The sequence below is a fragment of the Arcticibacter sp. genome, from assembly GCF_053551015.1.
Map to the genome: position 1 here is coordinate 48,683 of NZ_JBMQOB010000016.1, position 25,992 is coordinate 74,674.

Annotated in this window: 24 protein-coding genes; 8 read left to right on the plus strand and 16 right to left on the minus strand. The window is 43.4% G+C overall.

Annotated features, from left to right (window positions below; all coding sequences use genetic code 11):
- Window positions 1-16: 16 nt before the first annotated feature.
- From ACO1NU_RS10115 to ACO1NU_RS10125, 3 genes are read right to left on the minus strand one after another with little or no spacing between them, the layout of a single operon-like run.
- Window positions 17-994: an MlaD family protein gene (locus ACO1NU_RS10115; protein WP_448818355.1), complete on the minus strand. Its 978-nt coding sequence runs from the start codon at window positions 992-994 to the stop codon at window positions 17-19.
- Window positions 994-1,767 carry an ABC transporter ATP-binding protein gene (locus ACO1NU_RS10120; protein ID WP_448818356.1) on the minus strand — a complete coding sequence of 258 codons (774 nt, stop codon included), beginning with the start codon at window positions 1,765-1,767 and terminating at the stop codon, window positions 994-996. Before ACO1NU_RS10120 ends, ACO1NU_RS10115 begins: the two co-directional genes overlap by 1 nt.
- On the minus strand, window positions 1,767-2,549 hold the full coding sequence (locus ACO1NU_RS10125) for an MlaE family ABC transporter permease (RefSeq protein WP_448818357.1): 783 nt from the start codon (window positions 2,547-2,549) through the stop codon (window positions 1,767-1,769). The genes ACO1NU_RS10120 and ACO1NU_RS10125 overlap by 1 nt, the downstream gene beginning before the upstream one ends.
- Before the next feature lie 303 nt (window positions 2,550-2,852).
- Here ACO1NU_RS10125 and ACO1NU_RS10130 point away from each other — a divergent pair, with 303 nt between their 5' ends.
- Window positions 2,853-3,938, plus strand: a complete 1,086-nt coding sequence (locus ACO1NU_RS10130) for a PA0069 family radical SAM protein (RefSeq protein WP_448818358.1) — start codon at window positions 2,853-2,855, stop codon at window positions 3,936-3,938.
- Window positions 3,939-4,028: 90 nt separating this feature from the next.
- On the opposite strand, the gene ACO1NU_RS10135 is transcribed toward ACO1NU_RS10130, so the two are convergent.
- The 6 genes from ACO1NU_RS10135 to ACO1NU_RS10160 form a co-directional block, all read right to left on the minus strand.
- On the minus strand, window positions 4,029-4,781 hold the full coding sequence (locus ACO1NU_RS10135) for a zinc ribbon domain-containing protein (RefSeq protein ID WP_448818359.1): 753 nt from the start codon (window positions 4,779-4,781) through the stop codon (window positions 4,029-4,031).
- Window positions 4,781-5,878 (minus strand): Nif3-like dinuclear metal center hexameric protein, encoded by a 1,098-nt coding sequence (locus tag ACO1NU_RS10140; RefSeq protein WP_448818360.1) that lies wholly within the window; start codon window positions 5,876-5,878, stop codon window positions 4,781-4,783. The genes ACO1NU_RS10135 and ACO1NU_RS10140 overlap by 1 nt, the downstream gene beginning before the upstream one ends.
- Window positions 5,868-6,356: a hypothetical protein gene (locus ACO1NU_RS10145; protein ID WP_448818361.1), complete on the minus strand. Its 489-nt coding sequence runs from the start codon at window positions 6,354-6,356 to the stop codon at window positions 5,868-5,870. Before ACO1NU_RS10145 ends, ACO1NU_RS10140 begins: the two co-directional genes overlap by 11 nt.
- A gap of 68 nt (window positions 6,357-6,424) precedes the next feature.
- Window positions 6,425-6,793 carry a TM2 domain-containing protein gene (locus ACO1NU_RS10150; protein WP_448818362.1) on the minus strand — a complete coding sequence of 123 codons (369 nt, stop codon included), beginning with the start codon at window positions 6,791-6,793 and terminating at the stop codon, window positions 6,425-6,427.
- Complete coding sequence (locus ACO1NU_RS10155; RefSeq protein ID WP_448818585.1) at window positions 6,790-6,999, minus strand: DUF2752 domain-containing protein; 210 nt, start codon at window positions 6,997-6,999, stop codon at window positions 6,790-6,792. Before ACO1NU_RS10155 ends, ACO1NU_RS10150 begins: the two co-directional genes overlap by 4 nt.
- A 90-nt stretch (window positions 7,000-7,089) precedes the next feature.
- Window positions 7,090-7,503: a DUF4199 domain-containing protein gene (locus tag ACO1NU_RS10160; RefSeq protein ID WP_448818363.1), complete on the minus strand. Its 414-nt coding sequence runs from the start codon at window positions 7,501-7,503 to the stop codon at window positions 7,090-7,092.
- 181 nt (window positions 7,504-7,684) lie between these two features.
- Here ACO1NU_RS10160 and mfd point away from each other — a divergent pair, with 181 nt between their 5' ends.
- Window positions 7,685-11,029, plus strand: coding sequence for a transcription-repair coupling factor (gene mfd, locus ACO1NU_RS10165; RefSeq protein WP_448818364.1), 3,345 nt, complete (start codon window positions 7,685-7,687; stop codon window positions 11,027-11,029).
- A 46-nt stretch (window positions 11,030-11,075) separates the two neighbouring features.
- On the opposite strand, the gene ACO1NU_RS10170 is transcribed toward mfd, so the two are convergent.
- The 3 genes from ACO1NU_RS10170 to ACO1NU_RS10180 all read right to left on the minus strand — a co-directional run bounded on the left by ACO1NU_RS10170 (window position 11,076) and on the right by ACO1NU_RS10180 (window position 13,960).
- A complete protein-coding gene (locus ACO1NU_RS10170; RefSeq protein ID WP_448818365.1) occupies window positions 11,076-12,089 on the minus strand; it encodes an energy transducer TonB in 1,014 nt (337 codons plus the stop codon).
- 5 nt (window positions 12,090-12,094) lie between these two features.
- Window positions 12,095-12,895 carry a phosphatidate cytidylyltransferase gene (locus ACO1NU_RS10175; RefSeq protein WP_448818366.1) on the minus strand — a complete coding sequence of 267 codons (801 nt, stop codon included), beginning with the start codon at window positions 12,893-12,895 and terminating at the stop codon, window positions 12,095-12,097.
- Window positions 12,896-13,087: 192 nt separating this feature from the next.
- Window positions 13,088-13,960, minus strand: a complete 873-nt coding sequence (locus ACO1NU_RS10180) for a CPBP family intramembrane glutamic endopeptidase (RefSeq protein ID WP_448818367.1) — start codon at window positions 13,958-13,960, stop codon at window positions 13,088-13,090.
- Window positions 13,961-14,063: 103 nt separating this feature from the next.
- Here ACO1NU_RS10180 and dusB point away from each other — a divergent pair, with 103 nt between their 5' ends.
- The 3 genes from dusB to ACO1NU_RS10195 all read left to right on the plus strand — a co-directional run bounded on the left by dusB (window position 14,064) and on the right by ACO1NU_RS10195 (window position 16,895).
- A complete protein-coding gene (dusB, locus tag ACO1NU_RS10185; protein WP_448818368.1) occupies window positions 14,064-15,056 on the plus strand; it encodes a tRNA dihydrouridine synthase DusB in 993 nt (330 codons plus the stop codon).
- 46 nt (window positions 15,057-15,102) lie between these two features.
- Window positions 15,103-15,489, plus strand: a complete 387-nt coding sequence (gene apaG, locus ACO1NU_RS10190) for a Co2+/Mg2+ efflux protein ApaG (protein ID WP_448818369.1) — start codon at window positions 15,103-15,105, stop codon at window positions 15,487-15,489.
- Window positions 15,490-15,581: 92 nt separating this feature from the next.
- Window positions 15,582-16,895: an NCS2 family permease gene (locus tag ACO1NU_RS10195; protein ID WP_448818370.1), complete on the plus strand. Its 1,314-nt coding sequence runs from the start codon at window positions 15,582-15,584 to the stop codon at window positions 16,893-16,895.
- Window positions 16,896-17,203: 308 nt separating this feature from the next.
- On the opposite strand, the gene ACO1NU_RS10200 is transcribed toward ACO1NU_RS10195, so the two are convergent.
- The gene (locus ACO1NU_RS10200; protein WP_448818371.1) at window positions 17,204-17,896 is read right to left on the minus strand and encodes a zinc metallopeptidase; all 693 of its coding nucleotides are present in this window, start codon (window positions 17,894-17,896) and stop codon (window positions 17,204-17,206) included.
- A 157-nt stretch (window positions 17,897-18,053) separates the two neighbouring features.
- Between ACO1NU_RS10200 and rmuC the strand changes: the two genes are divergently transcribed.
- The gene (gene rmuC / locus ACO1NU_RS10205; RefSeq protein ID WP_448818372.1) at window positions 18,054-19,412 is read left to right on the plus strand and encodes a DNA recombination protein RmuC; all 1,359 of its coding nucleotides are present in this window, start codon (window positions 18,054-18,056) and stop codon (window positions 19,410-19,412) included.
- Window positions 19,413-19,430: 18 nt separating this feature from the next.
- Here rmuC and thiL read toward each other — a convergent pair whose 3' ends face one another.
- Together thiL and nadA are read right to left on the minus strand one after the other, a co-directional pair.
- Entirely contained in the window at window positions 19,431-20,468 is a 1,038-nt protein-coding gene (gene thiL, locus ACO1NU_RS10210; protein ID WP_448818373.1) for a thiamine-phosphate kinase, read from the minus strand.
- A 10-nt stretch (window positions 20,469-20,478) separates the two neighbouring features.
- On the minus strand, window positions 20,479-21,471 hold the full coding sequence (gene nadA / locus ACO1NU_RS10215) for a quinolinate synthase NadA (RefSeq protein ID WP_448818586.1): 993 nt from the start codon (window positions 21,469-21,471) through the stop codon (window positions 20,479-20,481).
- A gap of 689 nt (window positions 21,472-22,160) precedes the next feature.
- On the opposite strand from nadA, the gene nadB reads away from it, so the two are divergent.
- Window positions 22,161-23,747 (plus strand): L-aspartate oxidase, encoded by a 1,587-nt coding sequence (gene nadB / locus ACO1NU_RS10220; RefSeq protein ID WP_448818374.1) that lies wholly within the window; start codon window positions 22,161-22,163, stop codon window positions 23,745-23,747.
- Window positions 23,748-23,756: 9 nt separating this feature from the next.
- The gene (locus tag ACO1NU_RS10225; protein WP_448818375.1) at window positions 23,757-24,281 is read left to right on the plus strand and encodes a gamma carbonic anhydrase family protein; all 525 of its coding nucleotides are present in this window, start codon (window positions 23,757-23,759) and stop codon (window positions 24,279-24,281) included.
- On the opposite strand, the gene ACO1NU_RS10230 is transcribed toward ACO1NU_RS10225, so the two are convergent.
- Window positions 24,259-25,890 carry an Ig-like domain-containing protein gene (locus ACO1NU_RS10230; protein WP_448818376.1) on the minus strand — a complete coding sequence of 544 codons (1,632 nt, stop codon included), beginning with the start codon at window positions 25,888-25,890 and terminating at the stop codon, window positions 24,259-24,261. The two genes, ACO1NU_RS10225 and ACO1NU_RS10230, sit on opposite strands and share 23 nt — an antisense overlap.
- Between the last annotated feature and the right edge of the window lie 102 nt (window positions 25,891-25,992).

The following is a 25,992-nucleotide window of genomic DNA, read 5'->3' on the forward strand; positions in this document are numbered from 1 at the left end:
CCGCACCATCCCTTAATTATTTTTTCTTTTCTTCTTCTTTTGCCTTCTTCTTGAAGAATCCGCGAAGCAGGAAGTTATGCTGCAACGCTTCGAGGTTTTCGTCTAGCTTCTGAGAGCTGGTCTCCAGATTATGCAAAGTATTCTTCATGCTTGCTGCTGACTCCTGATCATTCAGCAATACACCAATAGCGTTGTTCTTGTCGTTCAGCTTCTGTCCGGCAGTGCTCAGGTCGTTTGAAAGTGAAGCAGCTGCGACAGAGAGCTTCCTGATGTTTCCAACGGAGCTTTCCAACTGAGAGAATACGCCTGTGTCGGTAAGTAGTTCATCTACCAGGCCTCCCTTTGTATTCAGCTTGTTTGAGAAGGAGGAAAGGGATACCGCAGTCTTGTTGATGTTCTGGGAGGCCCTATTGAGTCCAGACATGGTATTCTTCAGATCTCCGGCCATCAGAGAGTCGGATAAAAGTGCACCGATAGCGCCTTCCCCTCTGGCCATTTTTCCGCTGATGACCTTCAGGTTACCTGTAATTTCAATCAGGTTACGGTTATTTGCCTGCAGATCTTCCAGCATGGCATCTGTGCTCAGGGCTTTCTTCACGTGAAGGTTGTCTCCGGATTCGACCACCGGCAGATTGATGCTTCCTCCCTCTATCACGATGATCCTGTTTCCAATGAAGCCTTCAGAGCTGATCTGCGCAGTGGCATTCTTATGAATGTACTTCTGAGCTTCCTGCTCCACATTCATTTTGATCTTCACCTGCGAGGTGCCGTAGAAGTCAATTTTCTTTACAGTACCGATCTTCACGCCCGAGAACCATACGTTGTTTCCAACTTTTAGTCCCGCTACGTTATCGAATATCGCGTTCAGCTCAATACTCTTCACAAAGCGCTTTTGCTGCCCTGCCAGGGTAAAGATACCGGCTACGAAAAGAACGATACCCAGGAAGACAAAGATCCCGACTATTATTGACCGCTTATTTTCTGAAGTTTCCATCAAGATGTAAAATTATAATTATAAAAAGTTTTAATCCGCTCATCGTCAGTTGCGAAGACCTCTTCGAATGTACCTGTACGAACAAAGCGACCGTCAAGTAACATCATGACGCGATCGCCCGTTGATTTGGCACATGTCAGGTCATGCGTGATGATAATGGATGAAGTATTGTATTTTTCCTGCACCTCATTGATGAGGTTATTGATGTCAATGCATGTGATTGGATCGAGGCCCGCCGTAGGCTCGTCGTAGAGCATGATTTCCGGCCGCATAATCAACGTTCGGGCTATGCCGATACGTTTCCTCTGTCCGCCTGATAATTCCGAAGGCATCTGATTTAACGCCTGCAAAAGACCTACACCCTCAAGCACATCCTCGATGGCGATATTGATCTCTTTTCTCGTCATATTGGGAGTATTTCTCACAAGGGGAAACTCGAGGTTTTCCTTGACGGTCATACTGTCGTATAGAGCACTGTTCTGGAAGGAGAAACCAATTTTAAGACGTAACTGCTGCAACTCGTTTGTGTTCAGCTTGTCTACTTCCTGACCCAGTACGTTTACCGTACCCGAGTCTTGTTTAAGTAGCCCCGACACAATCTTGATGAGTACCGACTTTCCGGTACCCGATCTGCCTAGCACAACAAGGTTCTCACCTTTGTACAGTTCGAGATCGATGTCGCGCAGTACGTGAAGATCCCCGAACGATTTTTTCAGTCCCACAATTGAGATGGGGTGCTTACTCGGGTCGATAGGTGAAGTTGGTTTTATCATTATCGTATCGCGTTAACTACCTGAACCACTAAAATCTCTTCGATAAATATGAGGAACATGGAAACAACCACGGCAGAGTTTGCAGCCTTACCGACGCCTTCTGTACCCTTTGATGAATTGTATCCCTGATAGCAGCCTACAGCGCCGATGGTGAATCCAAATAGCGTAGCCTTTATAACCGAAGAGAACAGATCGAGAAAGGAGATGTTTTGTAGAGCACTTTCCACGAAAGAAGAAAAGCTCGTCTGCTCGTTCTGAGTCACGTTGATAAATGAACCGGCAAGCGCAACGACCCCCGTATAAACAGCCAGAATAGGTATCATAAAAGTAGTGGCCAGAATACGCGTGACGACGAGAAACTTGAACGGGTTGGTTCCGGATACTTCCATGGCATCGATCTGCTCGGTCACCTTCATAGATCCAAGCTCAGCTCCGATCTGTGATCCCACCTTACCGGCAGCGATAAGAGCAGTTACGAGAGGAGCAAGGGCTCTGATGATGGCAATGGATACCAAACTGGGCAGCCAGGAAGCAGCACCAAACTCTGCAAGAGAGGGGCGGGACTGCTTGGTGAACACAAGCCCGGTGATGAAGCCCGTCAGTGTGATCAGCGGCAAGGATTTATATCCTATATCATAACATTGCTTGACGAGTTCCTTGAATTCGTAGGGAGGGAGCAGTACCTCTTTAAAGAACCTGAGCAAGAACCTGTAGACATCATGCAGGGCTATAAACAGCCCGTCTATCTTTTTAGAAATAACGTATTTACCTGATTTCTTCATAGATGAATGTGAGAGGTATTGCTATGGGTTCCTGACTTTTCGTTCATTATGTTCAAAAACTTCATACGCGGCGCAAACTTACTTCAAAATATACTATATCACATATGATTATTCTCATATTTATGTAATAGCTTGTATTAAGATAAATTTTAGCACTCAATTGTTTCAGATAAAAAAAATACGCTCAAAAGAAGCAGACGAAAATACTAATATATTTAGTATTTTTGATCAATCCTACTCATTCACCTAAAGGATTATACATCATCGGGCAAAATACCTTTGGTTCCGACAGCTTCTTTGACCATGAAAAACAAATCAGATACATTTGAACAGAACAGCGCGTATTTCAAGGGAAGGGGAGCCCAGATAAATACGCACAACAAATTCTCTAAACTCCGTTACGTGAAGGAGCATATCGAGGGACTTGATGAGGAAATGTATGAGAATACAGCCACTCAGCTCATTGACACGTACCCGAAAAGCATAGTAACCAAGACTGAGAGTCCCGACATCCGATTCATGTATTCACTTAATCCCTACCAGGGCTGCGAACATGGCTGCTTGTATTGCTATGCCAGGAATTCGCACGAGTACTGGGGATTTAGCGCCGGACTTGATTTCGAGCGAAAGATCATCGTGAAGCGGAATGCAGCTGAATTGCTTGAGGCATTCCTGAACAAGCCCGGATATACGCCCCATCCGATCATGCTCTCGGGAAATACGGATTGCTACCAGCCCATAGAGCGGAAGCTGGGCATTACCAGGGAGCTCCTGAAGATCTTCCTCCGATATAAGCATCCGGTTAGCCTGATCAGCAAAAACAATCTCATCTTGCGCGATCTGGATATACTACGCCCACTGGCTGAGCTCAACCTCGTGCATGCAGCTATTACGATCAACTCACTGAATGAAAGCCTGCGACAGAAGATGGAACCGAGGACGGTGACCGCTACGAGCAGGCTGAAAGTAATTCGAGAGCTGAGTGCTGCAGGAATTCCGGTACACCTGATGGTTGCTCCGATTGTGCCGGGTCTAAACAGTGATGAAATACCTGCCCTGATCAAGGCAGCTGCAGAAGAAGGAGCGAAATCAGCGTCTTTCACCCTAATCAGGCTGAACGGGATCATTCCGGAGGTGTTTACAGACTGGATACACAAAGCCTATCCGGACCGTGCTACGAAGGTACTTAACATGATCGCCTCTTGTCATGGAGGGAAACTGAACGACAGCAGGTGGGGTACCCGTATAAAGGGTGATGGGAAAATAGCGGAGAGCATCCATGCACTGTTTTCTATCGCAGTAAAAAAGTATATGCCGGAAAACAAGCTTCCCGACTTCGACCTCAGCCATTTTGTCCCTTCTTCGGGGAGACAAACCTCACTATTTTAAGCTATAAGCAAAAGAGGCTATACAGGGGTTGCCCGTATAGCCTCTTTGTTAGTATTATATTGCTAATGTATATCTGACCTGTTTTGTCGGTTAGAATACACCTTCTTCTGTGTGTTCGCCACTTAATGCCTCGTCTACCAGGATTCTGCCGCAATGCTCGCATACGATAACTTTCTTATGCTGACGGATATCCAGCTGACGCTGAGGAGGGATCTGATTGAAACATCCTGAGCATGAATCACGCTGGATGGTTACCACAGCAAGACCATTTTTCGCGTTTCCACGAAGACGCTTATATGCTGTAAGAAGTCTCTCATCGATATTCACTTCAGCTTCGTTTGCTTTAGAAGCAAGTTCCTGCTCCTCTTTCTGCGTTTCTGAGGTGATATTCTCCAATTCAGATTTCTTTAATTCAAGGTCTTTTTTGCGTTCTTCCAAATCAAGAAGTGCTTTTTCGTAAACCTGAGTTTTGTTGACGATTTCGAAGTTAAACTCCTTAATCTTCTTTTCGCTTACCTGGATATCTAAACCCTGGATTTCGATCTCTTTGGAGATAGCGTCATACTCACGGTTGTTTTTTACTTCGTTAAGCTGAGTTTCGTATCTCTTGGTATTGGCAAGAGCATCCTTGATCATATTCTTCCGGGTAACGATTGAGTCTTCCAGATCATCAAGATCAGCCTTTATTTTTTGTATACGCGTTTCAAGACCGGCAACTTCATCTTCAAGATCTGAAACCTCCATTGGAAGTTCACCTCTTACCTGTCTGATTTTATCAATTTTGGTGTGAATTGTCTGCAGTTCGTATAAAGCCTTAAGCTTCTGTTCTACGGTTTGTTCCATTAAATTAAGTAATTTATGGGGTTTGTATCTATTGATGTTAAATGGATTGCAAAGTTAGGAAATTTTTTCTTAATAACATCAAATAAGAGCTCCTGCGTAAATTGCTCACTTTCAAAATGTCCGAGGTCAGAAATGACTATTTTCCCCTCCGCATCGAAAAACTCGTGATACTTGAAATCTGCCGTAACAAAAACATCCGCTCCGGCAGCTATCGCGGCGGGTAAAAGGAAGCTTCCGGATCCTCCGCATACAGCTACACGTCTCACCTGCTTAGCCCGGAGAGCAGTATGCCTGATAACCTTCGCGCGCAGGGCTGATTTCGTGAGCTGAAGGAATTCCAATTCTTCCATTGGCGTTTCTAGCGTGCCGATCATCCCCGCTCCAGCCTGGTAAAAAGCATTCGACAAGGGATAGAGGTCATAAGCAACTTCTTCGTAGGGATGAGCTTCAATCAAAGCAACGAGTACTTTCCTTTCCAGATACTCAGGGTAAATAGTTTCGATGCGAACCTCCTCCTCTTGATGCAATTCATTGATGTTCCCCACGAAGGGATTAGCCTGATCACCAGGCTTGAAAGTACCTGTACCACTTATATTGAAGCTGCAGTCAGAGTAGTTGCCAATGTGGCCGGCCCCTGCCTGCAGAATAGCTGTTCTAACCCGTTCCACGTGGCACAGGGGCACAAAAGTGACGAGTTTCTTAAGAATATTCTTCTTTGGTGAAAGTATCTGAATATGCTGAAGGTTCAGCTTTTCACATATTTTGCCATTAACGCCGCCTTGAATATGATCAAGGTTGGTATGGATGGCGTAGAGTGCTATATCATGCTTGATCGCCTTCATGACGGCCCGCTCAACATAGTTTTTCTTGTTGAATTTCTTCAGACCCTTGAAAACGATAGGATGATGCGATATAACCAGATTGCAACCGCTGCTGATGGCCTCATCAATGACCTCCTCGGTACAATCAAGGCTGATTAATGCGGCTTTTACTTCGGCGTCGGGTTCTCCTACAATGAGCCCTGAATTGTCATAATCTTCCTGAAGGGAAAGTGGGGCGATACTCTCCAGATATGTGGTGATTTCCTTAATCTTCATAGTTTGTCTGCTCGTCTTTCTCCAGTACATTCTTATACCAGCTGATCTTGGACCAGTAAGTCAGAAAGAGGATAATCTGCAGTATCCCGATGATCTCAATAGCCATAGCTACATTTTCCGGGATGTTTTTTGTTGCGCTGAGGATCTCCTCAGCGGTCGTTGCCGACATCCTGATCATCATAGAGGGTACAACAGAGATCAGCGATATAGCAGCATACAGCATTCCCTGAGTGAAGGTAGGTCTTTGGGTTACCTCAAAGTCTCTCGCAACCAGTTCCTTCTTCAAGGAAGAGCTTAGTTTGGAAGCCACAAAAAAGTTCCAGATCCAGTTAAAACCGGGGATAAGAAGCAGCCAGATAAACTTTGGTTTGATGTCCTGATTTTCGGGAGAGACATGAGCAAGAGTCCTGGTGATGGTATAGCAAAAAAAGCCAGTCATCAAAAGGCTAATAAAGGCGGCTATAAATATTGGAGCCATAGTTCTGAGTTAAATATTGTCTTAAACAGACAAAAGTACGCATTTAGCCGGGATGATAAGCTTGAGGCTTAGTATCCATTATATGACATCTTTACCATTTGCACACACTCCACTGCAATGGTTTGATTGAAGTCGTTGGCTATACTGCGATAATTGATCAGATCCACGATCGTTCCGATAAAGCATAGCCCTGCAGTGAAGAAGTAAAGAATACCCATACCGATCTGCCGGGTAGCAAACCGCTGAACACCGGAAATACCAACAAAGCCCAACAAAGTGAACAGAAGGATGGTGTCTGTACTGAATCGCTTTCCAGAATAAATCATAACAAAGCGTTGTACCTGCTCGTCAGTCATTCCATTTAAAAGCTGTGTCAAGAATTGAAGTTCTTCTGGTGTGATCCCTTTAATACCATAAAGGAAGTTAGGCAAGTTCATATAACTGATTTAGACAGGAAAGATAGTTTTATTTTTTGCCATAGAGAAAAAATCCTGTGAAATATTATCAGCATGCCTGGTACTCCAAACCAGTGGTAATCAAGCGATCTTTGTAGATTCCCCTGAAGCAGGGCAGTAATAGACCTTCCGAAACCGCAACCGGGACACCAGCTCAGACCCAAACTGGCCAGGGGACACAATGACATATGCCGGCCTCCATCGAGGTCAACATATGCCAGCAGGCAAATGGCCAGTATCCAGAAGAGGAATTCGGTTAGAAGCCCATTTATTTTCACTTAGAGGTTGCGTTGTTTATTCATTAAAAGTAATGAAATAACCAACGTAAACAGTACACCTACAAATCCGGCAGCACCCACGCGTCCCATGATATCGGCACCGAGCTCATTATTGACAAACTGAATATAAACCACAACAAAGAATGCTGCGATAACCCCACCTACAAGCATGATCTTAAAGCCTTCGAAAATCCCCTCGAAGAACTCCATTCTACCGCCATTGTAGTTATTCCGGAAGCTTTTAATCCCTAAGTACAGTCCGATCATAGGAATAAGTACTGAAACATATTCCAGCCATGAAGCTTTGTCTATTTTCGGATACTGCTCCTCATACACCCCCATCACATGAAGGAAGAAAATCCATATACCACTCAAGAGACCTATTATCACTCCGTATTTGACTGCGTTTTTCATATCTAAAAGGTATTTAGTAAATGTATTGTAGTCCTTAACATATACTCGTCAAGAATTGTTCCTTATGCTTAACATATTTTCCTCGAAAATTGCGTTAGTATTGAATGTAGGCCATAAAGTGGCAATGAGGAGCCTTGTGGTATACCTTTGTGAAAATGTATATTTGTGAATATTTAGAAACGTGAATATAAGGAGCATATTAGATCAATATAAAAAAGACCCGAGGGTAGAAAGCCTGGTATCCGTGCTGAACTCTTCAAAAAATCCGAGGGTACATGTGAAGGGGTTGATTGGTTCCAGTGACGCCATGGTGGCTACTGCGACCTATTTCATTCAACATACCAATATGCTTTTTGTGTTGCCAGACAGGGACGAGGCAGCCTATTTTCAGAGCGATCTGGAAAGTCTGCTGGAGAAGGAGGTATTGATATTTCCATCTTCGTACCGGAAACCGTTTGAATTTACACAGCCTGACAGTGGTAATGTACTGATGCGTGCAGAGGTACTGAATGAGCTGATTCACTCAACAGAATACGGAAAGGTGATTGTTACCTATCCCGAAGCCCTGGCAGAACGTGTAATCAACCGGGACTCCCTTGAAAAAAACACCCTCGAGATTGGGATCTCAAATAAACTAAGCATAGAGTTCATCAATGAGTTCCTGATTGAGTATGATTTTGAGCGTGTGGACTTCGTTTATGAACCGGGACAGTTCTCTATCCGCGGAGGTATCGTAGATATTTTCTCTTTCTCTCATGACCTCCCTTACCGGATCGAGTTCTTTGGCGACTTTGTAGAAAGTATCAGGACCTTCCAGATTGAAGATCAGCTATCCCAGGAGCATGTAAAAACGATCACGATAGTTCCCAATGTTCAATCAAAATTCCTGACTGAACATAATATATCCCTGCTCGAGTACATCGATCCGAATACATCGATATGGTTTAAGGATGTGCAGTTTACGCTGGATATCCTCAAAACAGGTTATAAGAAAGCTACTGATTTATGGAGAGGCCTAAGTCTGGCAGACAAACACCAGAACCAGGAGTGGATAGATCCGAAGTTCAATTTTACGGAAGATAAGCTTCTGGCAGACCAGCTGAGAGACTTTGCCATCGTTGAATTTGGAAAGCAGTTCTTCTATCCAGCGGGTAGAATAATTGAATTCGATACAAAGCCCCAGCCTTCATTTAATAAAGATTTCAATCTCCTTATCCATAATATCAGGCAAAATGAGGCTCAAAAACTCACCAACTATATCTTTACTGATTCTGCCAAACAGGTTGAACGTCTGTACACGATATTTAGTGACATCGACCGGACGGTGACTTTTACACCTATTCATATATCCATCAGGGAAGGCTTTCTGGATTATGAGCAGAAAATTGTATGCTATACCGATCATCAGATATTTGACCGGTATTACAAATACAAACTCAAGAAAGGCTACACCAAATCGCAGGCTATCACGCTGAAAGAGCTAAAAGACCTGAAATCGGGTGATTTTATTACCCACATTGACCATGGGATTGGAAAGTATGCAGGTCTCGAAAAAGTAGAGGTAAACGGAAAAACACAGGAGATGATCCGCCTGGTGTATGCAGATAACGACCTTCTGTATGTAAATATCAACTCGCTGAACCGCATATCCAAGTATTCCGGAAAGGAAGGTACACAGCCACGCATGAATAAGCTGGGTACCGATACCTGGGAGAAGCTGAAGAAAACTACTAAAAAAAAAGTTAAAGACATTGCCCGGGACCTGATCAAGCTATACGCGATGCGTAAGGCACAGGACGGAACAGCATTTCCTCCGGATACCTATCTGCAAACGGAGCTGGAAGCCTCATTCCTTTATGAAGACACTCCAGATCAGGAGAAAGCCACGGCTGATGTCAAAAAGGACATGGAATCTCCACACCCGATGGACCGGCTCATCTGCGGTGACGTAGGCTTCGGCAAGACGGAAATTGCGGTACGGGCTGCGTTTAAGGCAGTGGCAGACAGCAAACAGGTGGCTATTCTGGTACCTACCACCATCCTTGCGCATCAGCATTACAAGACGTTTAAAGCGCGGCTGGACGATTTTCCATGTAACATCGACTATATCAACCGGTTCAAGACCAATAAACAGATAAAGGAATCTTTACAGAAGCTTACTGAGGGGAAGATCGATATTCTGATCGGAACACACAGGCTGGTAAGCAAAGATGTTAAATTCAAGGATCTCGGCTTGCTGATTATCGATGAAGAACAAAAGTTCGGTGTGGGGGTGAAGGAAAAGCTTAAGCAACTCAGGGCGAACGTGGACACATTGACCTTAACAGCTACGCCGATACCACGTACACTTCACTTTTCATTGATGGGTGCCCGTGATCTTTCCATTATTGCTACCCCTCCGCCTAACAGGCAGCCGGTGTTAACGGAACTTCATATATTCAACGAAACCCTGATTAAAGAAGCTGTAGAGTTTGAGCTCGAAAGAAACGGGCAGGTTTTCTTTATCCATAACCGGGTAAATGACCTCCCGCAGCTTGGCGGATTGATCAAAAGGCTGGTGCCGAATGCACGCATCGGGATCGCTCATGGACAGTTGGAAGGTGAGGCTCTTGAGGATGTGATGCTGAAGTTCATCAACGGTGACTATGATGTACTCGTGGCTACTACAATCATCGAGGCGGGGCTTGATATTCCGAATGCGAACACCATTCTGATCAACCATGCGCATATGTTCGGCTTGAGTGACCTGCACCAGATGCGTGGCCGTGTGGGACGATCTAATAAAAAAGCATTCTGCTATTTACTTAGTCCGCCACTATCTACGCTGACCTCCGAGGCCCGCAAGAGATTAAGCGCCATTGAGGAGTTTTCGGAGCTCGGTAGCGGCTTCAATGTAGCCATGCGCGATCTTGATATCCGCGGTAGCGGGAACCTGCTTGGTGCAGAACAGAGCGGATTTATTGCAGAGATAGGATTCGATATGTACCACAAGATCCTGGATGAAGCCATCACGGAGTTGAAAGACGAAGAGTTCAAGGACCTTTTCAAGGATGAAAAACCGAGGCCTCTTATTTCTTTTACACAGATCGATACCGATTTGGAAGTCCTCATCCCCGACAGCTACGTCACAAACATAACAGAACGCTATAATCTGTATACGGAGATTTCCAAGCTGGAAAGTGATGAACAGCTCGCTGAGTTTGAGAAGAAACTGGCTGACCGCTTCGGCGCTGTTCCACGACAAGTGAAAGAGTTGCTTAAGACACTCAAGCTTCAGTGGCTCGGAAAAGAGATTGGTTTTGAGAAGGTATCTTTAAAGAAGAATACGCTTAAAGGATACTTTGTTTCCAATCAGCAATCACCTTATTTTGAGAGCTCACAATTCGGTAATGTGCTTCAATTTGTAAAAGCAAACGGACGCAGGTGCAACCTTAGGGAGGTAAAAAAGACACTGCGACTGGCCGTGGAAGATGTGCGGAATCTCGATGACGCCATCGAAGTTATGGAGCAAATATACTTTGGATAATAGCTGATCAGCTATTATCCAAAGTATATAGGGTTATCTTTTATGCTTATTGCAGCTGAAAGTTAAGGGGCAAAGTACAGTATGTCCTTACAGGAGATCCTTTGATGGAGCCGGGCTTCCAGTTAGGTGACGACTGGAGTATCCTGACCGCTTCTTCATCACATCCGCTTCCAATTCCCTGACGAACTTTCACATCGCTGATCGAACCATCCTTCTCTACAACAAAGCTGAGATAGACCTTTCCTTGAACATTATTCTGACGGGCAGCAGCGGGATACTTCAGGTTGGAAGATACGTACCGGGTAAATTCCTTCTGTCCCCCATTAAACTCCGGTTCAACGTCAACCTGACCCATGTCATACATCTTGTTTTCAGCGGAGGGCTCTGCCTCGATATCCGGCGTAAACGCCTCTTCCGGGTGATTGGATACTGTATCAGGAGCCAGCTGCACAACAGATTCATTCTTCGTCTCTATTACAGTCAGCGACTCGATCTTCCCTTCTGCATTTATAATTATCTCGTATTTTAAGTCCGCTGAGTACTGCTGCCTTACGGAAGGCCTGAAATAGCGCTCTTTAGCCCAGTAAGTAGCTGTGATTTTAGAATCAGCACGTGAAAAATCAAGAGATGAAACCACCCATGTGCGACTGAAATTGCTCATCTGAGCCATCCGCTTCCAATAGATATCTTTCAGGCGGGTATAATTCAGGTTATGATAGTTGTAAAAAGTTTCCGTAAGCGGTGCAAAGTAGCTGGGAGGATCAAAATATCCTCTGCGCTGATCATGATAAAAAGCCTCGATGAACTTCACCAGGGAGGCACGTACCTCTTCATCACTCATGGAAGCACTTTGATCCAGTAAAGAATTGTCATCTATTACCGTGACAGGCGTTTTTTCTTTTGAAAAGATACTCCAGGGGTCATCTACGAACAGGGTCAGGTATCCCATGATCAGAATCACCACTCCAAGGCCTGTCGCGAAATACCAAAGGGAGCGATCTGATCTCACAGGGTCTTTTTCACTTTCTTTGTTGTTATTATTTTCGGGTGTCAGATCCATTTAACTTATATTGTAAAAATTACCAAATATACGTAAACCAGCGGCGCAGCTATAAACAATCCGTCGAAGCGATCGAGGACACCTCCATGTCCGGGCAGCAAATTACCCGAATCTTTAACATCAAAGCTACGTTTTAACATAGATTCACAAAGATCGCCAAGAGTACCTCCGATCACAACAATCAGGGAGATAGCAGCCCAATGAATATAGGAAATTCCTGTAAACTGCGTACTTAAAATGAAGGCTGCCAGCAGACTAGCCACCATACCCCCGAAGAATCCTTCCCAGGTTTTCTTAGGTGAATGCCTTTCGAACAGCTTGTTCTTACCAAGGCTTCTACCGAATAGATAAGCACCTGTATCACTAGACCATAGTAGTATCAGGAAACCCAGTGAATAGTGATAGTTGTAAGTTCCATCAATAAATCCGATAGCTGCATAAAAACAGAACGGCGCAACGGTCAGCACCACACCCGTCAGCGTAAAGGCAATATTTTGAAAGGGATTCGCACTTTTCCTATACAGCTCGCAGATGAAGACTGCTACCGCAATAGGGACGATCGCCAGCATATAGCGGGTGTCAGCATGGAGAAACTTCCAGATGACAGAACTAAAAACAGCCAGCCCAAGAAGCACACCGGTTATACGTTGTGGCCTGAGTTCCTCGGTGCGTACCAATCTATAGAACTCATCCAGGCATAATAGGCTTAGAATAAGGAAGAAAGCGGCGAAGGTTACCTCTCCGAAGAGAACCGACCCCAGCATAATTAAAATGAAGAAAAAGCCTGTTATTGCTCTGGTTTTCATAACTCGTTACTAATGATAATTTCTATAGCCTTCTGGAAGTTGACTTCGTGTATATAGACTTCCACATCCCCAAATTTGTATGGAAAGCCCTGTTTGTCTAATAATACTGCCTCTATTTCGTGATCGATAAGCACTTGTCTGACTATTTCCGACTTGAAAAAATCAGATGATCTGTAAATCCTAACCCAGCCTTTAGTCATTCGATACCTCTCTTTTTGCTTTTGTCATGTTGAAGAATACATAGCAGATCAGGAGAGCAAATACAAGGCTTAGCGTTGCCTGGGCTATGGTTGCAGACGGGTTTTCTATGCTATCAAGCGACTTGCCCTGTGATTGCGTGATGTATGCGATCACCACCGCTGTGGCGTTATTGGTAAAGTGGGCGGCAACGGCCGGCCAGATGCTGCCACTCCAGACGAAAATATAACCGAATAAGGCTCCTAAAAACATCCGGGGGAAGAATCCTAAAAACTGTACGTGTATAGCGCTGAATATGGCTGCAGCCAGCCATATTCCAAGATGATGGTTTTTCATGATCCGAGTGATGATATTCTGAAAACATCCCCGGAAGAGAAACTCTTCTCCCATGGCAGGAATGACAGCTACCACAAGAAGGTTGACAGCAAGATCCACCGGCGTTTTCATCGTCATCAGATGCTTGGTTAATTCCGCAAGTTCCCTTTCTTTCTCTCTCATCCATCGTTCCAGGCCGTCTAAAAATGCAGGAAGGTCCATCATCTGATTGACTTTCAAGGTCCAGTCAATGAACGGAGCAATACCAAACATCAATATTACAGTAAGTATAATGATGGTGAAGGGTACTTTAGTTTTCAGCTTGAGGTAGTCTGCACCAGACTTCTTCTCAAAAATTTGCAAGGCTAGAGGCGGTAATATAAATGATCCTGTAGCTACGATCGCCTGCATCATTAATAGGGAATCCTTCGAACCTGCTATATCAGAAGGGGAGGCTATACCGCGGTTCGTCAGAAAAAATATACCCACTGCCAAAAGGGACGATAACGTATATCCTAAGATTATAAAGATCACCAGATAGAAGAGTGACATCAAAGGATGACGTTTAACTGACCCGTATTCAGGCATGATGCGATAATTTTGTACTTTTGTAATTGAAAATCATCGACAAAGATAATTGTATTGAGCGAAGCTGATGCCTGTTAAGATTGGAAATATAGATTTAGGTGCATTCCCCCTGTTGTTGGCACCGATGGAAGATGTGAGTGATCCTCCTTTTCGTTATGTGTGTAAGCAGAATGGGGCAGACCTGATGTATACTGAGTTTATTTCATCAGAGGGGTTAATTAGAGATGCCGCGAAGAGCGTTCAGAAACTGGACATTTTCGAGTACGAACGCCCCATTGGTATACAGATCTTCGGGAGCAATATTCAATCGATGAGGGAGGCTACCGTTATCGCTTCTAAGGCAGGTCCTGATCTCATAGACATCAACTATGGCTGTCCGGTTAAGAATGTGGCCTGTAGAGGCGCCGGTGCGAGCTTATTACAGGACATTGACCGCATGGTGGAAATGACCCGGGCAGTTGTAGAATCAACAGATCTTCCGGTAACGGTTAAGACTCGACTGGGTTGGGATGACAATACAAAAAATGTTTACGAAGTCGCTGAACGACTACAGGAGGTAGGAATTAAAGCTCTCACCATACACGGACGGACCCGGGCACAGATGTATAAAGGTCAGGCCGACTGGAGCATGATACGTGATATCAAGCGGAATCCGAATATCGAGATTCCTATTTTCGGAAATGGCGATGTTGATTCTGTTGAGAAAGCGGCCAACTGGCGTATGGAGTACGAAGTGGACGGAATAATGATCGGACGTGCAGCAATCGGCTATCCATGGATCTTCCGTGAAATAAAACATTTCTTCAAAACTGGTGAGCTCCTGGCGGGTCCTACCATCTCAGAACGAGTAGAAAATTGCTTTACACATCTGCAAAAATCCATTGAATGGAAAGGTGAGAAGACGGGCATTTTCGAGATGAGAAGACACTATTCTAATTATTTTAAAGGTATACCTGACTTTAAAGAATATAGAATGAAGCTTGTAACTCTAGAGTCGCAGGACCGTATAACAGAGGTACTTGCTGAAATAAAGAACAGATATGAAGCAGAGATGGCTTGATATTTGAGATCTTTAGCGCAGCATCTATAATCTTAAAATTATACCTATGATCACACAAATTACCCGCGGTGTCAAGATCTCAGTTGATACCATGTACCAGTCTGAATTTTCCCATCCCGAAAATGATCATTTTATGTTTGCTTACAAGATTTCTATAGAGAACATGACAGATGCGACCATTCAGCTTGTAAGCAGACGCTGGAACATTTTTGATTCAAACGGATCCTATCATCAAGTTGAAGGAGAGGGCGTAGTGGGTCTTCAACCGGTTATCGAACCAGGGTCGTATCATCAATACGTCTCCGGATGTCACTTGAAGACTGAAATGGGTGCAATGAAGGGCTGTTTTTTTATGACCTCTCTGCCAGATGGAGAAGAATTCGAGGTAGAGATACCAACCTTCCACTTAATAGCTCCTTACCGGTTAAATTGATCTGAATAGCGTCCAAATCTGATCGCGGACATATGTTCTTTGCAATTTAAACACGAAATTGGCACCCTTACAAATATGCCAACCTGATTTTAATGGAACATTTCTTTGAACTTAAGAAGAACGGAACATCTGTAACAACCGAAGTGATTGCCGGAATATCTTCTTTTCTGGCCACATCTTATATCATTGTTGTTAATCCGAGTGTTCTAAGTCAGGCTGGCCTTCCTTTTCCGGCAGTACTTACGGCAACAGTATTAGTATGCTTCTTTAGCAGCATGATGATGGGTCTGTATGCTAAGAACCCTATTCTGGTAGCACCAGGCATGGGATTAAATGCGTTCTTTACCTATTCGGTGGTATTGGGAATGGATATCTCATATCAAGTTGCCCTGGGCGCTGTATTCTGGTCGGGCATAGTATTCTTTCTGCTATCCATTTTTAATATCCGCGAGTATATCATAAAAGCTATCCCGCGTCCATTGCGCTATGCAGTTTCAGCAGGTATAGGTCTTTTTATTACACTCATCGGCTTTTCAAACGCCAAGTTCATTATAGCTAACCCCGCCACGATCATCAGCGGGAATACGCTGGATACTACACTGCTCACCTTCGTTATTGGCTTATTTGTTACGGCTATTATGGTTGCCCGGAATGTAAAGGGGGCTATTCTTTTTGGTATCCTTCTTACAACACTGCTGTCTTATCCTTTAGGACGCTGGTGGGGAGTTGATGAAGGTATCGCACCCCTCATTCAATTTGATGGCGTCTTTGCTGCCCCCGACTTTAGCCTGTTTTTCCAGCTTGATCTGATCAACTCCCTGACACTGGCGGTTGTTCCCGTGGTATTTGCATTCGTTTTTACAGACATGTTCGATAGCCTTTCTACGTTCGTAGGGATTGCTGAAGCTGCTAATCTTTTGGATGAAACAGGAGAACCTAAGAACATTAAACGATCTTTGCTGACAGATGCATTTGCAACTACTTTTGCCGGTATAGCTGGTTCCAGTCCCGGTACTGCCTATGTGGAATCAGCGGTTGGCGTTGAAGCGGGTGGCCGGACAGGATTAACTGCTGTCGTTGCCTCTCTTCTTTTCCTCCCGTTCCTGTTTTTATCTCCTCTATTAGCCGCTGTACCTGCTATAGCCACAGCTCCTGCATTGGTGCTCGTAGGAGTCTTCATGATACGCCCGGTTGTTAAGATTAACTGGGGAACACTTGATGAGGCCATTCCTGCATTCCTTGCATTGGTGTTAATCCCTTTTACCCATTCGATCACACACGGCATTATCTGGGGATTCCTAAGCTGGACAATCCTTAAAATTTGCGTTGGAAAACGAAATGAAATCACTCCATCTTTACTGGTAATTGACTTCTTTGTTATTCTGGCTCTCTTGGTAGAAAAATAGCCAGACCACATAGAGCCCTTATTCATTTCAAAGATGACGTAATTACCTTATCTAAATAAGGGTAAGTAAACATCTTAAGAAGGACTAAGAAGGTGCAAATACTTAATCCGGATGTGCAGCTTTTTAGTACTACAGCAGAAGTCAAAAAGAGTATTCAGGAGTAGAAGTTCAACCAATACAACATAGAGCATGATATAGACACTAAGCGCTCATCAACGGATTTATAGGATTGCCGCTCTAATTTTGGAGCATAAAAAAAGGGACTGCCATCAAAACGACAATCCCTTTTTTTTATATCAACCTGATGCTTAGTCTCTTCTACCTCCAAACAACATCATTGCCAGATATAATAACTGGGCAAGAGATCCAAGTGCTGCAACAACGTATGTCATGGCTGCCCACCATAGAGCATCTTTCGCTTGTGAGTGCTCTACACTCGTCTGCATTACACCTTTATTACTCTGTAACCAAACCAGAGCCCGTCTACTTGCATCAAACTCTACCGGAAGCGTAATCACGCTGAATAAGGTAACCACCACCATAGCTCCGAAAGCAATCAGAAGCAGCGTATAGCCAAAGCTAGATGCATAATACATGATCAAACCAAGCATAAATACATACTGCAACAGGTTAGAAGATATGTTTACAATAGGTACCATGGCAGAACGGAACTGCAACCAGGAGTATGCTTTAGCATGTTGAACAGCATGTCCACATTCGTGCGCCGCTACAGCTGCAGCTGCTATACTTCTGCCGCTATAGACTTCAGGACTCAGATTCACCGTACGATCAGCTGGATTATAATGGTCTGATAGCGACCCTTCCGCCGATAAAATCCGGACATCATATATTCCGTTATCGTGTAGCATTTTCTCAGCAATATCCCTCCCGGTCATGCCCGTAGAAAGAGGTGTCTCTGAATATTTAGTAAACTTACTTTTAAATCTCGCCTGTACAATAAAGCTAAGTATCGCAACGGCTATAAAAATTATAATTCCCATTTTTCTCTATTAATATATAAGTCTACAACAAAAAGCATTCCCATACCTACACATCACTTCTTTTTTACATTGCTAGCCTGTTTAGGTGTTCTATAAACTCACTGTCATGACAGAAGTTCAGATTATTTATTACTTTCGTGATAATTATCTTAGTAATATGATCTACATAATATTATCAATACTATTAATTTTATCATTAGTCCTGAACATATATCAGGCATCTAAAAAACGAGCTGAATCTTCACTTATCACAACCTTAACCAGCAGGGTTGAGCAACTGACTACAGAGCTCGCCAGGCAGGAAGAACGATATATCTACGCCAAACAGGAAAAAGAAAACGTTACAGCCATCTTCAGACAGGAACAGGAAAGAATATTTGAGGAACTGCAGGACGAACGACAAAAAACAACCGAGCTATCCCGCTTATATGAAACCAACAAAGCCTATCTGCAGGCGCAACAGGAAAAGCTAAATGAACAAAGGGCCGAGATGGAAAAGCTACAGATGAAGTTTAATCGGGACTTCGAACTAATCGCCAATAAGATCCTGGAAGAAAAGACTTTGAAATTTACCGAAGTAAACCGCTTTAACATTGATGCACTTCTTAATCCTCTAAAAGAGAATATCAAGTCCTTCGAACAGAAGGTTGACCGGGTATACAAGGCAGAATCGGATGAGAGGAACGTCTTAAAAGGTGAGATATCTAAACTGATGGAATTAAACAGGCAGATAAGTGAAGAAGCAAGCAACCTGACAAAAGCGCTTAAAGCAGATACTAAAAAGCAGGGAAACTGGGGCGAGGTCATCTTAGACAGGATTTTAGAAGCCTCTGGCCTCATCTTGGGAGAGAGTTACACGAAGCAAACCAGCTTTACAGATGAAAATGGAAACAGGTTACAGCCCGACGTAGTAGTAACACTACCCGATAATAAACACATGATCATCGATTCGAAGGTTTCTCTGATCGCTTATGACCGGCTGGTGAACTGCGAAAATGAATCAGAAAGACCGGGCTTTTTAAACGATCATATCGGCTCCATTAAGGCTCATATCAAAAATCTATGCAGTAAAAACTATTGCGATCTGTATGGGATTAACTCCCCCGACTTCGTTCTGCTTTTCGTACCCATTGAGTCTTCTTTTGCTATCGCAGTCAAACATGACTTAGAGCTTTTCGAATTTGCATGGAGCAGACGTGTGGTTATTGTAACCCCGTCGACTCTCCTTGCTACACTCAAAACTATATCGTCTGTCTGGAAACAGGAGCAACAAACGAGAAACGCTATAGACATTGCAACAAAGGCAGGCGCTCTCTATGATAAGTTTGTAGGCTTTACAAATGATCTAAAGAAAATAGGCGACAAAATTGATGACGCGAAAGGGGCCTATTCAGATGCATTCGGCAAGCTGACCTCCGGAAGTGGAAACCTGGTAGGCAGAGTGGAAAATCTAAGAAAGCTCGGTGCTAAGGCCTCCAAAAGAATAGATCAAAAATTTATGCTGGAAGAAGAATAAAACTCCTTCCGGCATAAACTACTTAAATGCATTCCAGCCTTGTGCCTTCAAAGGATGGACGTTACCTGAACGCGATACTAAGTTCATACCAGCTTCAGGCTCAGTAATATGACCGATTACGGTGATATCGGGATTTCCTTTTATCTTATCGTAGTCTCCCTGTTTAATCGTAAACAGAAGTTCGTAGTCTTCCCCGCCACTTAATGCACACACAGCAGGATCCAGGTTGAATGATCTGGCTGTTTCGTATGTCATCGGATCAAGCGGAATCTTCTCTTCGTACAGGTTACATCCTTTATTTGATTTGGTACAGATGTGAATAAGCTCTGATGACAGGCCGTCAGATACATCTATCATAGAAGTCGGTTTCACCTGAAGTTCCTTCAAAATAGCAACAATGTCCTGACGCGCCTCAGGCTTAAGCTGTCTTTCTATAATGTAGTCTTTCCCCTCTAAATCCGGTTGAATTTGGGGGTTCTCCAAAAAGATGAGCTTCTCTCTTTCCAAAAGCTGCAGTCCCACATAGGCTGCACCAAGGTCTCCCGACACACAAATCAAATCACCTTCCTCTGCAGTATGTCTATACGTAATATCTTCTTCCGCAGCATAGCCTATACTCGTCACGCTGATCACCAGGCCCTGCTTTGATGCTGATGTATCCCCGCCAACTATGTCAACGTTATACTGCTTACAAGCAAGCATCATACCTTCGTACAACTCTTCTACTGCTTCGATAGGAAATTTGCTGGAGAGACCGAGAGATACGGTAACTTGTGTAGCAGCACCGTTCATGGCATATATATCACTTAAATTCACCTGAATAGCTTTGAATCCAAGGTGCTTAAGCGGCGTATAAGCCAGATCAAAGTGAATACCTTCAAGAAGAAGATCAGTTGAAACAAGCGTTTTCTTACCGGAAAAATCCAGTACTGCAGCGTCATCGCCCACCCCTTTTGTTGTTGTTGGCTGCGTAAGCTGTATATTCTTAGTTAGATGGTCAATTAAACCGAACTCACCGAGATTATCAATATCACTTCTTTCTTTATTTTCAAACATATATGTTGTATTATAATCCGAGTCTGGCAGATATTTCCAGCATTCTTTCAATAGGAAGTCTCGCCCGATCAATAATATCCATCGGAATAGTCACTTCAGGAAGCTCGTTTTTCAAACAAAGATAGAGCTTTTCAAGCGTATTGCGTTTCATGTGCGGACAGTCATTGCAGGCACAGCTATTATCAGGAGGTGCAGGAATGAATGTTTTACCCGGGTTCTCCTTTTGCATCTGATGCAAGATGCCGCTTTCTGTTGCCACGATGAACTCCGTAGCCGGACTATTCATCGTATACTTCAACAAGCCTGTTGTAGAGCCGGCATAATCTGCCATTTGAAGAATAGCGTCTTCACATTCCGGATGGGCTATAAATTTAGCGTTCGGATGTCGCTCTTTCAGCTTGATGATCCTCTGCATGGAAAAGATTTCATGTACCATACATGCACCGTTCCATAACACCATATCCCGGCCGGTTTTTTTAGATACATATTTACCGAGGTTCTTATCTGGACCAAAAATGATCTTCTGATCCTTCGGTAAGCTATCTACTATTTGAACCGCGTTAGACGATGTACATACTATATCACTTAAGGCCTTTAGTTCAGCTGAACAATTTACATACGTAATAACGATATGATCAGGGTACTTTTCCTTGAACTTGGAAAAGAGTACGGGCGGACAGCTATCCGAAAGAGAGCAACCGGCTTTAAGGTCGGGTAAAAGGACCTTCTTCTCAGGAGACAAGATCTTGGCTGTTTCCGCCATGAAATGAACTCCAGCAAAAACGATCATCGAGGCATCTGTTTTTGCAGCCTGTTGAGAGAGGCCCAGGCTGTCGCCAATATAGTCGGCTATATCCTGTATATCGGGTTCCTGATAATAATGAGCAAGGATCACGGCATTCTTTTCCCGTTTCAACCGATCTATCTCTTTAAACAGATCCAGGGTGGGATCTATGGGCTCTTCTACAAAGCCCTTCATATTTAATTCTTCCAAGACGTCCATCTCAAACATCGCGTTGCAAATTAGTGGGTAATCAATGTAATATCTTCATTCTTCTCAGACAAAGCCCTGAAAAGAAGTTTGTTAAGCATGTTAATAACGCTTTTATACAAGCATATAAAGTTCTCTATTTAGTTCGGTAAATTATAAATAACTGACAATCAATTCATTAAATAATATACATCTGCCAGGCATAAAATAAGCTCTGAGCTTTCTAATTATTTCTTTCTGGATTCATGACCTACATGATCATCTATTTGGTTTGCCAAAAATAGCCATTTCCAACATCTCAATAATTACAATTAATTACTTAAGTAAAGAATCTTATAGTTTATTAGGGTGTTAGTAATGTTTGGAATCTTAATGATTTTTCGTTGCAAATCCGTCTTATTAGTCTTTTATTAACACTTTATTAACAGTGTTGATTACGTAAAGACTTCTTTTTTAGTGTATTTAAATTCTCAAAATTTTTCCGGCTAAATTTTTCCTGTGTATTTCTTCTTGTGTGGAAAACGTTGATAACTGCGGTACTTTCGTCTTATAACTTTGTCAAAAATTATCTTTTTGAGACGCTAATTCAAGCAGAGTGTTAGTTATTAAAAATTATTAGCCTTCTTATATTCAAAATTAACATCTTTACGTAGGTTATCCACATAACCAGTAGAGGAATTTAAATTTTATAAAAGTTTTCCATGAGAGATGTTGATTTCTTAGTTGTTGGTTCGGGGATTGCGGGCTTGAGTTTTGCCCTTAAGGCGGCGAAACACGGTAAAGTCCTGATAGTTACAAAGGCAAATGAAGACGAATCCAACACGAAGTACGCCCAGGGTGGGGTTGCTGTAGTTGTGGATAAACAAGATTCTTTCGACAAACACGTTGAAGACACCCTTATCGCCGGTGATGGACTTTGTAATAAGGAAATTGTTGATATAGTAGTAAATGAGGGTCCTGAACGTATTCAGGAGATTATTGATTATGGTACACGCTTCGATAAAAATAACCAGGGCATCTATGATCTGGCCAAAGAAGGCGGCCATTCAGAGCATAGAGTGCTTCATTATAAAGATGTTACGGGATTTGAGATCGAAAGGGCTCTCCTGGAGCAGGTACACAGCAATTCTAATATTGAGATTCTTACGCATTATATAGCAGTGGAGTTGATTACTCAACATCATTGTGGAAAACTCGTTGATAAGCGTTCTGATGATATAGAATGCTACGGAATCTACGCTTTGGATGTTACGAGCGGACGTGTTGTGAAATTCTTATCACGGGTCACAGTTATGGCATCAGGTGGGGCGGGACATATCTATTCAAATACAACGAACCCAACGATTGCTACCGGCGACGGTATTGCAATGGTTTATCGGGCAAAAGGAAAAGTCAGGAATATGGAGTTTATCCAGTTCCATCCAACCGCACTTTATAACCCTGGAGAGTATCCTTCCTTTCTGATATCGGAAGCTGTGCGTGGCTTCGGCGGTGTATTAAGAAACCGTGATGGGGCCGAGTTTATGCATTTATATGATAGCCGCCTGTCGTTAGCACCAAGAGATATCGTTGCGCGGGCAATAGACTCTGAAATGAAGAAGTCTGGTGATGAATTCGTTTATCTGGATATTACCCATCGTTCGAAAGAAGATATTTTGAAGCATTTCCCTAATATTTATGCTAAGTGTCTCAGTATCGGAATTGATATGAGCCGCGATTATATACCTGTTACTCCGGCCTGCCACTACATGTGCGGGGGTATTATGGTGGATGAGTTCGGGAAATCCTCTATTCATCGACTGTATGCTTGCGGCGAATGTTCTTCAACCGGGCTTCATGGTGCTAACCGATTGGCTTCCAATTCTTTACTGGAAGCTACTGTGTTCGCCCATAGGATCTATCTAAGCGCGCTTGAGCAGTACACGTCTAATATCATTCCGGATAATATTCCTGAGTGGGATGAAACAAATACTGTTTTGTCTAATGAAGATATTCTCGTCACCCACAACCTCAGGGAGACGCAAAAGATAATGAGTGATTATGTTGGGATCGTCAGATCTGACTTTCGCCTGGAACGCGCCCTCCGGCGTTTAGGCCTCCTTCATTCTGAAACGGAGGAATTCTATAAAATGACCAAATTATCGGTTAAGCTCTGTGAATTAAGAAATGTTATTCAATGCGCGTACCTCGTTATTAAATCAGCTTTGAAGAGGAAGGAAAGTCGTGGTCTGCACTATACCACCGATTACCCGAACCACGCAGAAAGCACAGAAGATACTATTTTATAAAATAATACTATGTCCGTCATATTACCAGTTAAAGGAATAAGCCCGAGCTTTGGGAAAGATTGTTTTTTAGCTCCCAACTGTACTATTGTTGGAGATGTCACATTGGGCGACAACTGTTCCGTTTGGTTCAATGCTGTTGTTCGTGGAGATGTGAATGCGATCCGTGTTGGCAATAACGTCAACATACAGGATGGTGCAGTGATACATTGTACCTACCTCAGGGCGGCTACGACTGTGGGCGACAATGTTTCCATTGGACACAATGCCCTGGTGCACGGTTGTACGCTGGAAAACAATGTTTTAGTAGGAATGGGCGCGATTGTGATGGATAACGTTGTGGTAGAGCCGTTTACTATTATAGCAGCAGGATCGGTAGTCTTGGAGAATACTCGCTGCGAATCGGGATATATCTATGCAGGCACGCCAGCTAAGCGCGTAAAAGCAATATCAGAAGAGCAAAGAGCATTATTAACCCGTCTTCCTGAGAACTACATCATGTATTCAAAGTGGTTTACTTCTCCGGAGGTACCGTGAGTTTCTCTTCCAGTTCCCAGTTTGCACGTAACATAATTTCCACGCCCGCGTTCCAGATGTTCTCGGGCTGTTTTTTTATGTAAACGTCTCCTGTATCCCAGCTCCCGTTCTTGTTCGTATCATAGATTACGCGGAAACGGTATTTCCCCACGGGATACATATTGTAAGCAATAACCGTATTCTTCTGAACAGCATTTTGCCGGAGCAGTTCGTCTTTTTCATTCAGCAGCTGAACCAGGTACTGCCTGGAGGTATCCGGAACCGATACACTAAGTGCCAAATTCCCGTAATTAAGCTCCTCATCACGCGTAAATGTTTTCTCAAACGGTTTGTTTCCTCCACCATATCGGCCCGTAAAAGCATTTTCACCAAGCTTTAGAATGTAGCTGCGCTCCAATCTCCAGGGGTATCTGAGTATATATCTTCTCGTCGACGATGTATCCCGGAGGATGCGCAAGCCGCTCACGGAGACAGAATCCTGAAGGAAGGTGATCTTAGAAGCATCAATCTTATCGCCGATAGGAGCTGAGAACGTGAGTATAAGATCATTACCCGGTTTGATCCGCGAGCCGGGGGTATTGTCCGATATTCTGATCTCTCTTTTATATTCGTCACGCTTGCCTCTCCGTATAACCGACGTGTCAATATCCTTTCCCTCGTTAGTGATTACTACCTGAATGGAATCGAAATCCATCGTTTCCGTCCACATAGACAAGGTATCTCTTGTGGCGCTTAATTCGACGATTTTCGAACGATTGAGATTTTCAGGCTGTAGAATTCGGATGCCTGGCTTACTGAGCTTCTGATTAAACATGTAAACGATCTTCGCATCTTTTTCTATTTTCCGGTCAACGATCCGGAAATTTTTAGCCTCTTGTTTGAAAAGCTCCATTTGAATGTTCGCTGTGTCCTTCGTAAGTATCAACGGCTCGCTCAAAAAGCCAATCTCATCATTCGGCGAATTGTATACCCGGTCGCCACTTTCTTCTTTTAATGCATAAGCCCGGTAGGTACCCGCTCTTAGGTATTTCAAATTGAAATTTCCTGATGAATCGGTAGTCGTGAATATATTGGCCCGCCTCTTTCCGAATATAGAATCCTGTTCCACGGGGATGATAAAAACGGTTGCATCTAAAACGGGCTGCTTAGATAATGTGTTCTTGATTGTACCACTAATGGTAAGAGAGTCAATTTTATTTCCCGTCGAAAATACATACATGTAGTTTTTCAGCACGTTCCCCTCGTTGTAATCAACCAAGCCTCTGCCAAAATTGATTGTATAAGTTGTATTCGGAGCCAGCGTATCCTGTAGCTGAATGTTGAGCACCTTTTTTCTTATTTTGAAAAAGGGATTCTTGTCCATCGCAGGGGAGATGCTGAACTCTTTGGATTCGTTACTTATTTTGAAATATTCATCCAGTTGAATATTGATCTCATCTGCTTTGAAATTGGTGGTGAAATTTGTAGGAGTCTCTTTTAGTACCTTGGGTGCGATACTATCCCTGGGTCCGCCCGTGGGCGTCTGGATGCTTGCGCAGCCGGGGAATAATAGATAGACGCAAATTAATGTAAAAATTGAGAAAAATAACGAAATACCCGAATTACGCATTTAGAGGCTTTTTAAGACTTTTTCTGTGAATATGGATGATTATCTCTCTTCGCAAATTTTATCGCTTTATATGGCTTTAAAATGTGTCGAGATATTTATTTA

What these genes read in the sequence shown, in the direction of transcription:
- ACO1NU_RS10115 (WP_448818355.1), bottom strand. Translation starts at nt 994, where the DNA reads ATGGAAACTTCAGAAAATAAGCGGTCAATAATAGTCGGGATCTTTGTC.
- ACO1NU_RS10120 (WP_448818356.1), bottom strand. Translation starts at nt 1,767, where the DNA reads ATGATAAAACCAACTTCACCTATCGACCCGAGTAAGCACCCCATCTCA.
- ACO1NU_RS10125 (WP_448818357.1), bottom strand. Translation starts at nt 2,549, where the DNA reads ATGAAGAAATCAGGTAAATACGTTATTTCTAAAAAGATAGACGGGCTG.
- ACO1NU_RS10130 (WP_448818358.1), top strand. Translation starts at nt 2,853, where the DNA reads ATGAAAAACAAATCAGATACATTTGAACAGAACAGCGCGTATTTCAAG.
- ACO1NU_RS10135 (WP_448818359.1), bottom strand. Translation starts at nt 4,781, where the DNA reads ATGGAACAAACCGTAGAACAGAAGCTTAAGGCTTTATACGAACTGCAG.
- ACO1NU_RS10140 (WP_448818360.1), bottom strand. Translation starts at nt 5,878, where the DNA reads ATGAAGATTAAGGAAATCACCACATATCTGGAGAGTATCGCCCCACTT.
- ACO1NU_RS10145 (WP_448818361.1), bottom strand. Translation starts at nt 6,356, where the DNA reads ATGGCTCCAATATTTATAGCCGCCTTTATTAGCCTTTTGATGACTGGC.
- ACO1NU_RS10150 (WP_448818362.1), bottom strand. Translation starts at nt 6,793, where the DNA reads ATGAACTTGCCTAACTTCCTTTATGGTATTAAAGGGATCACACCAGAA.
- ACO1NU_RS10155 (WP_448818585.1), bottom strand. Translation starts at nt 6,999, where the DNA reads ATGTCATTGTGTCCCCTGGCCAGTTTGGGTCTGAGCTGGTGTCCCGGT.
- ACO1NU_RS10160 (WP_448818363.1), bottom strand. Translation starts at nt 7,503, where the DNA reads ATGAAAAACGCAGTCAAATACGGAGTGATAATAGGTCTCTTGAGTGGT.
- ACO1NU_RS10170 (WP_448818365.1), bottom strand. Translation starts at nt 12,089, where the DNA reads ATGGATCTGACACCCGAAAATAATAACAACAAAGAAAGTGAAAAAGAC.
- ACO1NU_RS10175 (WP_448818366.1), bottom strand. Translation starts at nt 12,895, where the DNA reads ATGAAAACCAGAGCAATAACAGGCTTTTTCTTCATTTTAATTATGCTG.
- ACO1NU_RS10180 (WP_448818367.1), bottom strand. Translation starts at nt 13,960, where the DNA reads ATGTCACTCTTCTATCTGGTGATCTTTATAATCTTAGGATATACGTTA.
- dusB (WP_448818368.1), top strand. Translation starts at nt 14,064, where the DNA reads ATGCCTGTTAAGATTGGAAATATAGATTTAGGTGCATTCCCCCTGTTG.
- apaG (WP_448818369.1), top strand. Translation starts at nt 15,103, where the DNA reads ATGATCACACAAATTACCCGCGGTGTCAAGATCTCAGTTGATACCATG.
- ACO1NU_RS10195 (WP_448818370.1), top strand. Translation starts at nt 15,582, where the DNA reads ATGGAACATTTCTTTGAACTTAAGAAGAACGGAACATCTGTAACAACC.
- ACO1NU_RS10200 (WP_448818371.1), bottom strand. Translation starts at nt 17,896, where the DNA reads ATGGGAATTATAATTTTTATAGCCGTTGCGATACTTAGCTTTATTGTA.
- rmuC (WP_448818372.1), top strand. Translation starts at nt 18,054, where the DNA reads ATGATCTACATAATATTATCAATACTATTAATTTTATCATTAGTCCTG.
- thiL (WP_448818373.1), bottom strand. Translation starts at nt 20,468, where the DNA reads ATGTTTGAAAATAAAGAAAGAAGTGATATTGATAATCTCGGTGAGTTC.
- nadA (WP_448818586.1), bottom strand. Translation starts at nt 21,471, where the DNA reads ATGGACGTCTTGGAAGAATTAAATATGAAGGGCTTTGTAGAAGAGCCC.
- nadB (WP_448818374.1), top strand. Translation starts at nt 22,161, where the DNA reads ATGAGAGATGTTGATTTCTTAGTTGTTGGTTCGGGGATTGCGGGCTTG.
- ACO1NU_RS10225 (WP_448818375.1), top strand. Translation starts at nt 23,757, where the DNA reads ATGTCCGTCATATTACCAGTTAAAGGAATAAGCCCGAGCTTTGGGAAA.
- ACO1NU_RS10230 (WP_448818376.1), bottom strand. Translation starts at nt 25,890, where the DNA reads ATGCGTAATTCGGGTATTTCGTTATTTTTCTCAATTTTTACATTAATT.